Below are 13,688 nucleotides of genomic sequence, written 5' to 3'. Positions count from 1 at the left end.
TAAGCGGGAATATTTCAGAAAAACCGACATATTCTTTACACAAACTGGTTTAAGATCAGTACCCCTATCAGCCCGACAACTGCCACCAGCGTTTCCATGATGGACCAGGACCTGATCGTGTCTTTGATCCCCAGGTTAAAATATTCTTTAAACATCCAGAAACCAGGATCATTGACATGGGAAAACATCAGGCTACCCGCTCCTATAGAAAGAACCATTAGTTCCGGGTTTACATTAGAATTGATCATCAGCGGTGCAATAATCCCTGCAGCAGTTAAGCCTGCAACAGTAGCAGACCCCAGACACACACGGATCACCGCAGCAATCAGCCATCCCAGGAACAAAGGTTCAATGGACAAACCTGCCAGCACATCCCCGATCTCCTTACTTACCCCGCTATCAGAAAGCACCTGCTTTAAAGCGCCGGATCCGCCAATAATCAACAGGATCATCGCAATGTCTTTCACCGCATCGCCATAAATTGACATCACTTCTTTCATACTCTTTCCCATTTTTATTCCCAGGGTGAAAGTCGTTAAGCATAAAGTCAGAAACATCACGATAGAAGGCTCAGCCAGAAACCCGGCAAAGCCGGTTACGGAAGGATTGTCCTTAAACAACAATACACAGATGGTGGTCAATGCCATCACAATCACAGGCAATAGCGCAGAGACGAAACTGTTTAGGGTACCAGGGAGTTGTTCCTCAGGAAGGTCGTCCGATTGAAAAGTTTTAAGCGGCACTGCAACAATGCCTTTTAAAGTTTTAGAATAAACAGGCCCGGCAATAATGATTGCAGGAATGGCCAGCATGATGCCATAAAACATGGTTAATCCCATATTCGCATGGAACTGCAATACCAAAGCGGCAGGAGAAGGGTGTGGCGGCAAAAAGCCATGAGTAACAGATAAAGCGGCAAGCATCGGAAGCCCGAGATATACAGCCGGCAATTTATACTTATAAACCACAGAAAAGATGAGGGGCACCATCAATACAAACCCGACATTATAAAATAAAGGAATCCCAATGATAAAGCCTGTCGTCATTAAGCCCCACTGTATGTATTTACGTCCAAAAATCTTCATCATTACCGAGGCAATTTTCTGCGCCGCTCCACTGGCAGCAACGAGCTTACCCAGCATCGCTCCAAATACGATGACAATGATCAAAGAACCCAGAATATCCCCCACCCCTTTTTGTACGGATTTGGTGATGCCCGTTAAAGGAACTCCTAGCAATAAACCCGCAAGGATAGAAACAAAAAGAAATGCAATAAAGGCATTGATCTTGCCCCAGGTGGTCAGCAAGACAAGCAGTAAAATACAGCCAACAACGATAAGTAAAGTCATGGATTTTTAGTTTATAATGATTTCATCTGCCATCAGCCAGGCCTTTTCTCCTTCTCCATATCCTCCGACAGGAACTCTGCCGATGTTTTCTCCAAGTATTTTGATATAACGGACTTTTTCTACAGGAAACTTTGCACGCACTTTATTGATGCCATTAATATGGAAATTTCTTCCGGTATACACTTGTTTAAAGTCCTTCCCATCTGTCGAAACCATAAAACTGAGTTTCTTTGGAGTCCACATTCTTTGCCATGGGTAGTTCAGCACATTTATGCCAATCCTGGAAACAGGTTTCAATGTACCCAGGTCTATCACAGCGTCCAGGTTGTCCCCGCTAAAACCCAACCATTGCGAGTCGTTGAAACGATGATGCCCTTCAATGCCATTCAAGAGCAGGCCAGCTTCAAGATTGTATTTACCCGCAGGCGCATAAGCCAGTGTGATCTTTTTCCCTAATCCGGTGTGATGCTGAAAACTCTGGGTAAAAATGCGCCCTGAAAGCTGATGCCCCACAAAGAGTCCCGCCTTTAGTACCGATGAACGACTCATTAAAACAGGTTCCTGATACTGCCTGCTCTTCGCATTTGGGAGAGAACCATCCAGGGTATACCTGATCTGGGCTTCCGGCAATGTCGTTTTCAAGGTCAAAGAAAGATTTCCATTGGCCTGTGATTTCATTTCAGCAGTAATTTCATCAAAATAAGGATAATAGTTCAGCTTCATCTGGTTCATGAAATAACGGTGATGCCTCAACTTCTCCAAAAACCAGGTGTAGTCTTTCTTTCCTTTCTCAGACCAGGCAATTTCTGATAATGCTAAAGCACGGGGAAAAACCATATATTCCAGGTGTTTTTCGTTTTTCATATACTCGGTCCAGATACCACCCTGAACGCCTTTGATATAACCAACCTGCTCCGGGGTTAAAGAATCCGGGATAGGTTCGTAACTATAGACCTTAGATAAAGGGGTATAACTTGCCGCAGCTATTGGTTCATTTTTGTCCAGCGACTGATAATAGTCGAAATAAAGCATATTCTCTGGCATCATGATAACCTCATACTTTTCTTTGGCTGCCGCAATGCCACTCTGTTCTCCTCTCCAGTTCATGATGGTTGTATTTTTAGAAACCCCGCCCTCCAATACTTCATCCCAGCCTACGGCTTTTCTGTTTTTAGTAATCAGGTATTTTTCAATACGTTTCATAAAATAGCCCTGAAGTTCATGCTCATCTTTAAGCCCGTTTTCCCTGATCTTTTGCTGGCATTTCGGACATTTCTTCCATTTCAGTTTAGGACATTCATCTCCGCCAATATGGACGTATCCATAAGGGAACAGGCTAACCACTTCATCCAGAACATCCTCCATAAATTGATAAACCTCTTCGTTGCCGGCACAGAAGACATCATCAAATACGCCCCAGAACTGAGCGGTCTGGTATGGTCCTCCGGTACATCCCAATTGTGGATAAGCGGCAAGGGCAGCCAATGCATGACCAGGCATTTCGATTTCAGGAAGAATGTTGACATATTTTGAAGCAGCATAACGCACTACTTCCCTGATCTCATCCTGGGTATAATATCCGCCATATTTTATCCCGTCAAAAGTATGTGGTGCTTCCTTTTTATGACCGATGATGGTCCCCTCTCTCCATGCCGATACAGATTGCAATTTAGGATATTTCTTGATTTCAATCCGCCAGCCCTGATCTTCAGTAAGGTGCCAGTGAAAGATGTTAAACTTGTAAGCAGCCAGCAAATCGATAAACTTTTTAAGGAAAGCAACGGAATACATATGCCTGCCTACATCCAGGTGCATGCCCCGATAGTTAAAACGTGGATAATCCCTGATTTCGCCCTTTTCCACACTTAAGGACTCCTTGGAGTAGGGACTCCACAACTGCATCAATGATTGTACGCCGTGAAATACGCCTGCCTGATCCTGTCCGGTGATCAGGATCTGATCCTCTTCAATCAACAGATGATAACCTTCCTTTTCTTTAACTGCAACTGAATCCAGTTTCAATACAATTTCATTCGCTTTAGATTTCGTATTTACATCAAGCAGAACCCTGGTATAAGAGCGGATGGCTTCATTGAGCAGTTCTCCCGTTGCTTTCAGTTCTTCAGGATAGCGAATGGTGGTAACCCGATCTATCGATACTACCCCAGGACTTCCCTTTTTAACATAAACAGGTTCCGGAATTACAGAGAAGGATGCCTTTTGTGCCCGGGCGATATTCCCCCCAAACAGGAAGCAAATCAACAAAAGTAATCGGACAGTCTTATTCATCAGGTTCCGGGAAATCATACAGTTTGGTTTTGGTTGCATATTTTTTGCAATAAATTGCATATTTCAAACATAAGGATTAAAATATTAATTTTCATTGCATGATTTAAATTATTAACAAGAAGTTATTCCAGTTGCAAATTAATTATAATAAAACTACCTTGGGCTACTTTAATATGTAAACATGAGACGATTACTCTTACAATTACCAATGCTCTTATTGGGATTAATTTCGACTGCGCAAGTAAATAAAGAAGCAGGAAATGCAAAAAACATTGCAATTAATTGGCAAATAATAGAAAATAGTCATGCCGGAGGTGGACAATTTCTGTCCAGCCTGAATATTCAAAACAACGCCCCAGTCCCGCTTCAGAACAAAAACTGGAAGTTATATTTCAATTTTGCCAGAAGAATTGCTTTAGAAACAGTTACAGGGGACGTAAACATTGTACACGTTAACGGAGATTTATTTTACATCCGTCCCACAGAAAAATTCAGGCCCATCAGCAATGGAACATCTGTTACGATTGAATTTGCTTCCAAAGACTGGGCGGTCAATTTTACGGATGCACCTGAAGGCTTTTATCTGATTTACGATGATGCCCCTAACCGGCCAATCCCGATTAATAATGTGAAGGCCATCCCTTCCACACGTCCGGCACAGTTTGCCCGGAACCAGCAAGACCGGGTTCCTTCCATTACACCACAAATCATCTACGAACAGAATAAAAACAGCATAGACCTTCCTGAAAAGGATTTACAAAAAATCTTTCCAACTCCGGTAAAGTACGAATCTAAAGCCGGAGAATTTATTCTTGATCAGGGCGTCAAAATTGCTGCAAATACTGCTTTTGGAGTAGAAAGCAAACTTTTGCAGGATAAGCTGAACCATTTCCTTAGCCCGGCAAAAGGAGCTAAGAACGGTAAATCTATTCGTCTGGACCTGGATAAAACAATGGAAAAAGATGCTTATCAACTGGAAATCAACAGCAAAGGGATCAGCATTACCGCTGGCACACATGCCGGGATTTTCTACGGTATCCAATCTTTACTGAGTACTTTTCCTTTGCAAAAAAAAGGGCTGAAGGTGCCTTCCATTAAATTACAGAATGCCCTGGTATATGACAAGCCGCGCTTTGATTTCAGAGGATTAATGATTGATGTTGCAAGGAATTTTCAGACCAAAGAAGAGATCCTAAAAGTACTTGACCTGATGTCTATGTACAAACTAAATGTCCTGCATTTTCATTTGAATGACGATGAGGGCTGGAGACTGGAAATCCAGGACCTTCCGGAATTAACTACTGTAGGTTCTAAAAGAGGACATTTTTCTGATAGCAGCCTTACTCACCTGCCTCCATCTTTCGGTTCAGGTCCTTTCTTAAACGATCATCATGGAACGGGCCATTACAGCAAGGCTGATTTCATTGAAATCTTAAAGTATGCTAACGCAAGGCATATCAGGGTGATTCCGGAGATAGAGGCACCAGGACATGCAAGAGCTGCAATCCGCTCTATGCATGCCCGTTACAACAGGCTGATGAAGGAAGGCAGGAAAGAAGAAGCGGAGCGCTACCTCCTACACGACCTGAATGACCGTTCCAGCTACCGTTCCGTACAAAACTGGAACGATAACGTGATGGATGTGTCCCGTCCTTCTACTTATGCTTTTATCGAAAAGATCAGTGATGAAATTATTGCCATGTACAAAGCTGCAGGTGCACCTTTACAAACGATCCATTATGGTGGAGACGAAGTACCGGATGGCGCATGGGAAGGTTCTCCAAACAGCTTAAAATTTGTAAAAGAGCATCCGGAACTCAAAGACATCAATGGGCTTTGGGCATACTTTTACACCAATATCGACCGCATTTTAAAAAGCAGGAACTTATACCTTTCCGGTTGGGAAGAGGTAGGTATGCAACCGGTTCTCGCTGACGGAAAAAAATCTTATGTGATCAATCCTGCACTGGGAGACAAGAATATCCACCTCAATGTCTGGAACAATATTATCGGCTGGGGGGCAGAAGATCTGGCCTACAAACTGGCCAATACAGGCTACAAAGTGATCCTGGGGGGCGTAAGTAATTTCTACTTCGACATGGCTTACCAGAAGTCATTCGATGAACCTGGTTATTACTGGGGTGAATATGCCGATATCGACAAAGCTTTTAACTTCATCCCTTTCAACTCCTTCCTCAACTCCAATACAGACAAATTTGGAAACACCTTAAAACCTGGGTTTTACGACAGCAAGGAGCGTCTGACAGAAAAGGGAAAGGCCAATATTGTAGGACTACAAGGCTTACTGTGGAGCGAAACAATTAAAGGAGGTAAAAACCTGGAATATATGATCATGCCTAAGCTGCTCGGCCTTGCAGAAAGGGCTTGGGCAGCAGATCCGGAATGGGCCAATGAACCAGACTCCCTTAAACGGAAAGTGATGTACAATCAGGCATGGGCAAGGTTTGCCAATACGCTTGGAAAGAAAGAACTCCCGAGAATTGATGCCGCATTCGGAGAACTGAATTACAGGCTTCCTCCTTCCGGAGCAATCGTAAAAGATGGACAGGTACATTTAAACAATCAGTTCCCTGGCATCACAGTCCGCTATACAACCGATCAGTCTGAACCTACGGCCAAAAGTCCGTTATACACTAAACCGATCCCTAACAAGGGGCTCATCAGGTTCCGGACCTTCGACAGCCAGGGCCGCGGCGGGAAGTCCAGTTCTATTGTTAACGAAGTGGCATGGAACGTGACTCCTAAGGAGTTACCATAAATACAAAATTGTATAGAGTTTTATAATTAAGCCGTATTATTGTAATTATATACTAATTAATGACTACCGATCAACAACCAGCTACCCTAACAAAAGCGCAACGCAAGCAGCTCATTGTTAAAGAGATTAACATCCATACCCGTGCTACATTTGAGCACTTAGCATTGATTGTCAACGTTTCCGAAGACACAATCAGGAGGGACATCAATGAACTGGAAAAGGAAAACCTGGTGATCAAGGTCAAAGGAGGTGCGATGGCGAGTGCTTACCATCACACCTCTGAACAAAAAGCATATTCACAGGACGACAAGATCACCATCGCGCAAAAACTGCTTCCTTTATTGAGGAAAGACATGTTGCTTTTGCTGGGTGGAGGTACCACCATCAGGGAGTTCATCAAACTCATTCCCGGCAACTTAAGGATCACTATCGTGACCGCAAGTGTGTTATCAGCGGTGGAGTTATTGGATAAGCCCCATATCAGGACCATTATGCTTGGAGGCCAGATTTCTACGTACAGTCAGATGAGCTTTAGTGGTGATGTTTTCAATCAGCTATCACACCTCAAAACTGACCTTTGTATCCTGGGCACCAATGCATTGGACATAGAAGGTGGTTTCTCTGATTCAGACTGGGATACGGTACAGGTAAAAAAAGCGATGCTGGCTGCCTCAGAGAAGGTGGCTATTGTTTCTATCTCTGAGAAGTTAAACTCAACGATGAAAATCAAGATTGCCAACTTATCCGAAGTAGATTATATCGTAACAGAGCTTCCTCCGGATGCTGCGCTACTGAGCCCGTACAAAGCAGCCAACCCAAAGCTTACCTTCCTTTAAATAATTTAGATAGAGATTTTTTTATCCCTGGCTTTGATCTTCCAGCTCGTTTCAATCTGCCGTCCCCTCACCACCTGAGCTTCTTCATAAAGTGCACAGGTTGGACAAACATGGTAAGGCAGTCCATAAATACGATCCCCGATTTTGTATTTTCCTGATGTAGTATGTTTTAAGGTGAGGTGTTCTTCGGAATGACCATAAGGTGTTAAATCCTCATTCCAGGGAAACAACACTCTTTTTTCCAGGGGATTTTCTGAAGACACAGACTTATAGCCCAGGTCTACACAAATCAGGTCGGGAGCAGGAAGAGAAATTACGGTACAAATCAATAATGCAGCAGGCTGAAATTCCAATTCAGGCAGATGTCTGGTATAGTTATCATCCCAGAAAACGAAAGTTCCCGGACTGCATTCTACGCCTTCCCGGCTGGCATAAAAAGAGAAAGTATTCGACCCTCCGGCAACGATTTTCAGATCAGAAATCCCCAGCTTAGCCAGTTCACCGGCATCTGCAAGTATTTTTTCCAGCGCAGGTCTTGCTTTTTCCGCACGGACAGCAGGATCCTGATCATGGAGATGGCCATCATAAGCATGCAGTCCTTTTAATTTCAGGCCTTTGATACCGCTTAAAGCCAGACAAAACCCAATCACATTCCCATCTACCGGAAAACCTGTCCGGTTCATTCCGGTATTCAGATCTACATATACCGCTACTTCCAGCTGATGTTCCAAAGCGACCATTGCAATCTGATCTGCAGTATCCGGATTATCGACCAGACAGGAGAACTGACATTCCGGAAAAGCCAGCATCAGTTCCATCAACCTGTTGATTTTAAATCCCACCGGCTGATAAGCAATCAGGATATCGTTCATTCCATTTGCAGCAGCCAGTTCCGCTTCCGCAATTGTGGCGCATTTAATTTTGCGGATCTGATATTCGGAAAACAACTGAATGACCTCCCCTATCTTATGGGTTTTAATATGTGGCCTGAACCGGTCCACGTTTCCTGAAAGCATAACCAGAGCCATTTCAATATTAGATTTAAGACGTGCTTCATATACCACAAATAAGGGGGTATCAAATGCATTCAGGTTTGAAATTTCCTGCCAGTTTTTCATGCTTAATATAGTTGTCAAAGGTTTTTTCCTTGTTATCTGTTTATTTTTGTAGAGATGCCGCTTTGCATAAAGGCTTCGATCTCCTCTTTATTGGTCAGAGCCCAGTCGCCATGAATACTTTGTTTCAGCACTCCACAAGCAGTCGCCCAGTTGATCATCTTTTGAGGATCAAAATCAGAGGAAATGCCATAAAGTAATCCAGCGGTAAAGGCATCACCTGTTCCAATCTGATCTGTAACCATTGGAAGGTTGTGTACTGTGGAATAATAAAACTTCCCTTCATGCGCCAATCCGGCAAAATATTCATGATTTAGTCCTTCGACCATCCTGAAACTCATGGCAAAAGTTTTAAGAAGGGGCATTTTTGTTTTCAGAAAAGAGAAACAGTATTCAAACCGATCCCGGAGAGACATCCCTTCCCTGGTTTTAATGCCAAAATAGACGGCAGCACTATCCAAATCGGCCACAGCTACCTGACAATAGCGCAATAAGCCAGGCATGATTTCCTGTGCTTCTTTCCCATACTTCCATAGTTTCTTACGGTAGTTAAAATCAGCAGAAATCATGATCCCTTTTTGGTGGGCAATTTCAATCGCTTCTTTGCACACTTCCGCTGCGCTCTCTGAAAGTGCCGCTGCTACGCCAGACCAATGGAATAAAGAAGATGATTTCAGCAACTGCTGCCAGTCGGCCATCCCGGGTTTAAGCTGGGAAAAAGAAGAACCTGAACGGTCATAAATGACTTGTGTAGGACGGATATGGTTTCCGTTTTCTACATAGTAAGTTCCCAGCCGATCTCCTCCTTTAAAAATTCCTGTGGTATCTACTCCATATTTTCTGAGTGCTGAAATGGCCATCTCTGCCAGGTCATTGTCCGGAACTCTTGTTACCATTCTGCTGTTTAACCCCAACCGGGCTAACAGTACTGCCACATTTGCTTCCGCACCTGCAACATGAACATTAAAAGCATCAGACTGCATAAGGCGCAGGCCTGACTGCGTATTAAAACGCAACAAGAGTTCACCAAAACAGGTGATATTAGGAGTAGGATTCATAGGCAATAACCTGTGATATTTGGTTTGATAGGCTAATTTATCAAATATATAACTGTTAAGCTAATATGCATAAAATTTGCACAAATAGAATGCAAAATATTTGCAAACAGGGGAATCAATTACTCCTGGGCTGGAGTAATTGATTCCCCTGTTTTTTACTGGTCTGCAATCGCAGTTGAGCGAATTAAATAGGAATAGAGAACAAAGGAATATCTAATCCCGAAGCCATTACCCGTGTTTTACTACGGTGCACCAAAGAGGCCCAGAACCCGTATTTATTAGGAATCATGATCAAAAGATCAGCTTTGAATTCCTTGATCTCTTTCTCTATCTCTTTGATGACCTGGTTGGATTTTACATTTTTGTAATAATAGCTTACGCCAGACAGGCCGCTGCCAATCCCATCTTTTGATGACATTGCCGGATGATCAGCTTTCATTTCTTCGATCGCATTGTTGACATGAAATACCTCCACCTCTGCATTCAGACTGGTGGCAAGTTCCTTAATTCGTTTCAGGATCTTTTTAGGCACTCCCCTCAATACATCACATGCAAAAAGGATTTTTTTAATTTCCCCGAATTTCGCTCCAATAGGCACTGCAAGTACAGGGAATTTTAGTTTTTTTATAGCAGCAGTCGTGGTATTTCCCATTAAATCCTGCTCCAGCGTTCTGGCTTTCATCCCCAACACCAACAATTCTGCTTTATGTCTTTCGATCAGGTCGGTCAACTCATCTTCTACAAACGAAAAACGGGCTTCAAAACCTACTTTGATCCCATAAGTTTTAGATAGGAAAAGTGCACGTTCCTGCAATCGGTTTTCATTTTCGTCCATTAGTTTTTGAATACTCGAAGCGGGTAAGATCGTGTTGGCAGCATGAATAGGAAGGACATACGAGTTGAATAAAACAAGCCTTGCATTACCATGTTTGGCAGCGGCTGCGGCGTATTCTACTGCATTTTCAGCTACATCGGAAAAATCTGTTGCGACAATTATAGTTACCATAAGAATTGTATATTGGTTATGCGTAAATTTAACCAATAGTTTCCCCAAACTTCCGTTTTCAATCGTCTCAGAAAATAATTTTACACTAAACAAACTGAAAAGTCAATCTATTATGACAAACCAGATGGCCGAAAAAAAAGCGATCTTTGGGCCAGACATAAGGATGAACACAATTACGATCAATGAAACAAATTTTAGACTTAAACACCTGGGCAAGAAAGGAGCACTTTCAATTTTTCAATCAATTTGACGAACCTTTTTTCGGACTGACCATAAATATAGATTGTACCATCGCTTATACAGCAGCAAAAACAAGCGGAACCTCCTTTTTCTTATATTATCTGCACAAATCATTGACCGCAGCAAACCGCATTCCTGCGTTCCGTTACCGGATTTCAGAGGATCAGGTTTGGGTTTATGATCAGGTCAGTGCTTCTCCTACAGTGGATCGTCCTGATGGAACTTTTGGATTCTCTTATATTCCCTTTCAGGAAAATTACGCCGAATTTAAAGCAGGAGCAGACCAGGAAATAGCACAGGTCCGGAGTAGTAAAAGTCTTTTTCCGGAAATTCTGGGAGAATGCGTGATTCACTATTCTGCACTTCCATGGATCAATTTCAGTTCCATGTCGCATGCAAGAAGTTTTTCATTTCCAGATAGCAGTCCGAAAATATCTTTTGGAAAGATGACAGAACTGGACGGAAAGAAAACCATGCCGGTCTCCATTCACGTACACCATGCCCTGATGGATGGTTATCATGTGGGGCAATTTATAGATTCTTTTCAATCCCTCATGAACGAAGCATAAAGATATGGAGGCATTCTGGCAATACATCAAAACCTATACTGCCATTTCCGATGCAGCACAAAGGGCATGGCAGCAGTTATTGCAGGAAAAAACGATCGCTAAAAATGAATACTTCCTGATGGAGGGGAGTATTCCTAAAAGGATTGCTTATGTAAAAAAGGGCCTTTTTTCCTATTACTACACGGACAAAGATGGTGCAACCGTGATTAAAAAATTCTTTCCTGAACAGACTTTAGTTGCCTCAACCAGCGCAATGCTGCTTCAGCAAGCCAGCCTGTTTACCATACAGGCATTAGAGGAAACAGAAATCATCAGCTACAGCTTTGAGGGGTTCAGGGAATTAACACTTCAATACCCCGATATTGCCAGGTTTTATATCCATTATATGGAACAGCACTGGATCATAGAGAAGGAAATTGGTGAAATCACCTTAAAATACCAAACTGCCAAACAACGTTATCTGGATTTCAGGGAAAATAACCTGAAATTGTTTAACCGGCTAAAGCAACACCATATGGCTTCCTATCTGGGCGTTACCCCCACACAATTGAGCCGCATCAGAGCGGAGTTATAAATATATCAACATAGGTAAAGAGGAAGCTCATAAATATGACCTTTCTTTGCAGGCGAATGAAAAACAATATTATAAAAGGAAGCATTCTGGTTGCTTTAGGATCTTCCAGTTACGGAATGCTGGCCACCTTTGTAAAAATGGCGTATAAAGAGCATTACACCACCGCTGAGGTCACTATTTCTCAATTCACATTAGGTGTAATCGGGCTGCTGCTTTTAAGTCTGTTTACCAGAAATAAGCCGCAGGCAGCTGATACCAGCCCTAAATGGAAGAGCATCACCAAATTACTCGTTGCAGGAACCTCCATGGGCTTAACGAGTGTTTGCTATTATTTGTCTGTACAATACATCCCTGTAAGTGTTGGGATTGTTTTGTTGATGCAAACGGTTTGGATGGGCGTGATCCTGGAGATGATCATGCATAAAAAACTTCCGGGAAGCCGGAAGATCGTTGCCGTACTGATCATCCTTGCCGGAACAGTCCTGGCCACCAATCTCTGGGCAGCAGAAATCATTATAGACTGGCGTGGAATTGGTTGGGGAATGCTGGCAGCAATGGCTTATACCGTTGCGGTATATGCGTCCAATGGGATTGCCCTGCACCTACCTTCCATAAAGAGAAGCCTATACCTGGTACTGGGAGGATTGATCATCATTTTATGCATTTTTCATGCTTCCTTAAATGCAGATTTCGGGTTCAGCATCTTTTGGAGATGGGCCATTGTGCTTTCTTTGTTTGGAACGATCTTGCCGCCCTTACTGTTTACCATGGGGATGCCGCTTACCGGAGTTGGCCTCGGGGCGATCATCGCTGCAGTGGAGATCCCGGTCTCGGTTATGATGGCACACCTCCTGCTGAAAGAACCTGTTAACGGATTCCAATGGCTGGGAATTACACTGATCCTTGCTGCAGTGGTCCTGATGAATATCGAAAAACCAAAGCCGGAATTAAAATAGCGATTGATTTATCTGTTTTTCTTTAACTGGTCCAGACGGGCTTTTTGCTCCTTAATTCTATTTTCAAGGTACTCACGTCTTTCCGTATCATGGGCTTCATGATCGGAAGGATGTTCATCTACCCAAACCTGATATTGCTGTTCCTGATGTTCTGTATGGATTTTCAGTTTACCTTCTAATGTTTCTCTTCTTGCCTTCAGGTCTTTGACCGTAGCCTCCCATTCTGGTTTTAACTGTTCATCGACCTCCGCCAATCTGATTTCGGCTGCTTTCAGATCAGCATTTAATTTGTCGAGTTCAGTTTGTGCAGGAGCAAAGACCTGTTCATCTAAACTAAACCGCTTAAGGTCTGTACTAAGTGGCAACAGCGCGGTATCAACAGGTATCTCCCAATTTTCCCAAACATGAGCAATGAGCACGGACTTTCCATTTGGAATATTAGCGGAAACCCGATCCAGGTAATCTGATACACCTTCGGCCTTTAAAGTTTCACCCGCAGAACCGGCAATCATACCTCCGGCCAAACCAACGATAAAACCAAGAGGACCGGCTAAAAGTCCGACGAGACCACCAATCAATCCTCCGCTGATTACCCCTGATCCTTCTGATTCACTTTTGGCCGAACGAATGTTTACATGACCATCAAGATCTCTTGTCAGCACATAAGTTTCACCTACAGAGACGTCTTTATTTAAGTTGAGTTGTTGCAAGGCCTGTAAGCCTTTGAATGCCTCTACTTCAGAATTAAACAAGGCCTGAATCATTTTTTCCATGGTTATATTTTTTTGGTATGGTCCATATACTACAATTCAGTCCATGTTTTGTTTGCGAGACGCCACAACGTGACTCCTGGTAAACAGAATTGATAAACCTATTTGTTTTTTAGTTGTTATACTACTCCAATCGTTATGTTAATC

11 protein-coding genes are annotated in these 13,688 nt (G+C 43.0%); 5 read left to right on the top strand and 6 right to left on the bottom strand.

Features of this window, described 5'->3' with window-relative positions; all coding sequences use genetic code 11:
• Positions 1-35 precede the first annotated feature (35 nt).
• Together BUC20_RS18865 and BUC20_RS18860 are read right to left on the bottom strand one after the other, a co-directional pair.
• Positions 36-1,349: a gluconate:H+ symporter gene (locus BUC20_RS18865; protein ID WP_073232576.1), complete on the bottom strand. Its 1,314-nt coding sequence runs from the start codon at positions 1,347-1,349 to the stop codon at positions 36-38.
• Between the two features lie 6 nt (positions 1,350-1,355).
• Entirely contained in the window at positions 1,356-3,638 is a 2,283-nt protein-coding gene (locus BUC20_RS18860; RefSeq protein WP_234994551.1) for a glycoside hydrolase family 20 protein, read from the bottom strand.
• 181 nt (positions 3,639-3,819) lie between these two features.
• On the opposite strand from BUC20_RS18860, the gene BUC20_RS18855 reads away from it, so the two are divergent.
• Positions 3,820-6,417, top strand: coding sequence for a family 20 glycosylhydrolase (locus BUC20_RS18855; RefSeq protein ID WP_073232575.1), 2,598 nt, complete (start codon positions 3,820-3,822; stop codon positions 6,415-6,417).
• 59 nt (positions 6,418-6,476) lie between these two features.
• Positions 6,477-7,253, top strand: a complete 777-nt coding sequence (locus BUC20_RS18850) for a DeoR/GlpR family DNA-binding transcription regulator (protein WP_073232574.1) — start codon at positions 6,477-6,479, stop codon at positions 7,251-7,253.
• Between the two features lie 5 nt (positions 7,254-7,258).
• On the opposite strand, the gene BUC20_RS18845 is transcribed toward BUC20_RS18850, so the two are convergent.
• The 3 genes from BUC20_RS18845 to BUC20_RS18835 all read right to left on the bottom strand — a co-directional run bounded on the left by BUC20_RS18845 (position 7,259) and on the right by BUC20_RS18835 (position 10,432).
• Complete coding sequence (locus BUC20_RS18845) at positions 7,259-8,371, bottom strand: D-TA family PLP-dependent enzyme (RefSeq protein ID WP_073232573.1); 1,113 nt, start codon at positions 8,369-8,371, stop codon at positions 7,259-7,261.
• Positions 8,372-8,403: 32 nt separating this feature from the next.
• Entirely contained in the window at positions 8,404-9,426 is a 1,023-nt protein-coding gene (locus tag BUC20_RS18840; protein ID WP_073232572.1) for a sugar kinase, read from the bottom strand.
• A gap of 184 nt (positions 9,427-9,610) precedes the next feature.
• The gene (locus tag BUC20_RS18835; RefSeq protein ID WP_073232745.1) at positions 9,611-10,432 is read right to left on the bottom strand and encodes a universal stress protein; all 822 of its coding nucleotides are present in this window, start codon (positions 10,430-10,432) and stop codon (positions 9,611-9,613) included.
• Positions 10,433-10,614: 182 nt separating this feature from the next.
• Here BUC20_RS18835 and BUC20_RS18830 point away from each other — a divergent pair, with 182 nt between their 5' ends.
• From BUC20_RS18830 to BUC20_RS18820, 3 genes are read left to right on the top strand one after another with little or no spacing between them, the layout of a single operon-like run.
• The gene (locus BUC20_RS18830; RefSeq protein ID WP_073232571.1) at positions 10,615-11,241 is read left to right on the top strand and encodes a chloramphenicol acetyltransferase; all 627 of its coding nucleotides are present in this window, start codon (positions 10,615-10,617) and stop codon (positions 11,239-11,241) included.
• Positions 11,242-11,245: 4 nt separating this feature from the next.
• A complete protein-coding gene (locus tag BUC20_RS18825) occupies positions 11,246-11,815 on the top strand; it encodes a Crp/Fnr family transcriptional regulator (protein ID WP_073232570.1) in 570 nt (189 codons plus the stop codon).
• Positions 11,816-11,871: 56 nt separating this feature from the next.
• Positions 11,872-12,771: a DMT family transporter gene (locus BUC20_RS18820; protein WP_073232569.1), complete on the top strand. Its 900-nt coding sequence runs from the start codon at positions 11,872-11,874 to the stop codon at positions 12,769-12,771.
• An 8-nt stretch (positions 12,772-12,779) separates the two neighbouring features.
• Here BUC20_RS18820 and BUC20_RS18815 read toward each other — a convergent pair whose 3' ends face one another.
• On the bottom strand, positions 12,780-13,544 hold the full coding sequence (locus BUC20_RS18815; RefSeq protein ID WP_073232568.1) for a DUF1269 domain-containing protein: 765 nt from the start codon (positions 13,542-13,544) through the stop codon (positions 12,780-12,782).
• Positions 13,545-13,688: the final 144 nt, after the last annotated feature.

This window comes from Pedobacter caeni (assembly GCF_900129215.1).
Classification (GTDB): domain Bacteria; phylum Bacteroidota; class Bacteroidia; order Sphingobacteriales; family Sphingobacteriaceae; genus Pedobacter; species Pedobacter caeni.
The sequence above is the reverse complement of the archived record's forward strand: the minus strand, read 5'-3'. Positions and strand labels throughout refer to the sequence as shown.

Coding starts and splice junctions, on each gene's coding strand:
- BUC20_RS18865 (WP_073232576.1), bottom strand. CDS start 1,349: ATGACTTTACTTATCGTTGTTGGCTGTATTTTACTGCTTGTCTTGCTG.
- BUC20_RS18860 (WP_234994551.1), bottom strand. CDS start 3,638: ATGAATAAGACTGTCCGATTACTTTTGTTGATTTGCTTCCTGTTTGGG.
- BUC20_RS18855 (WP_073232575.1), top strand. CDS start 3,820: ATGAGACGATTACTCTTACAATTACCAATGCTCTTATTGGGATTAATT.
- BUC20_RS18850 (WP_073232574.1), top strand. CDS start 6,477: ATGACTACCGATCAACAACCAGCTACCCTAACAAAAGCGCAACGCAAG.
- BUC20_RS18845 (WP_073232573.1), bottom strand. CDS start 8,371: ATGAAAAACTGGCAGGAAATTTCAAACCTGAATGCATTTGATACCCCC.
- BUC20_RS18840 (WP_073232572.1), bottom strand. CDS start 9,426: ATGAATCCTACTCCTAATATCACCTGTTTTGGTGAACTCTTGTTGCGT.
- BUC20_RS18835 (WP_073232745.1), bottom strand. CDS start 10,432: ATGGTAACTATAATTGTCGCAACAGATTTTTCCGATGTAGCTGAAAAT.
- BUC20_RS18830 (WP_073232571.1), top strand. CDS start 10,615: ATGAAACAAATTTTAGACTTAAACACCTGGGCAAGAAAGGAGCACTTT.
- BUC20_RS18825 (WP_073232570.1), top strand. CDS start 11,246: ATGGAGGCATTCTGGCAATACATCAAAACCTATACTGCCATTTCCGAT.
- BUC20_RS18820 (WP_073232569.1), top strand. CDS start 11,872: ATGAAAAACAATATTATAAAAGGAAGCATTCTGGTTGCTTTAGGATCT.
- BUC20_RS18815 (WP_073232568.1), bottom strand. CDS start 13,544: ATGGAAAAAATGATTCAGGCCTTGTTTAATTCTGAAGTAGAGGCATTC.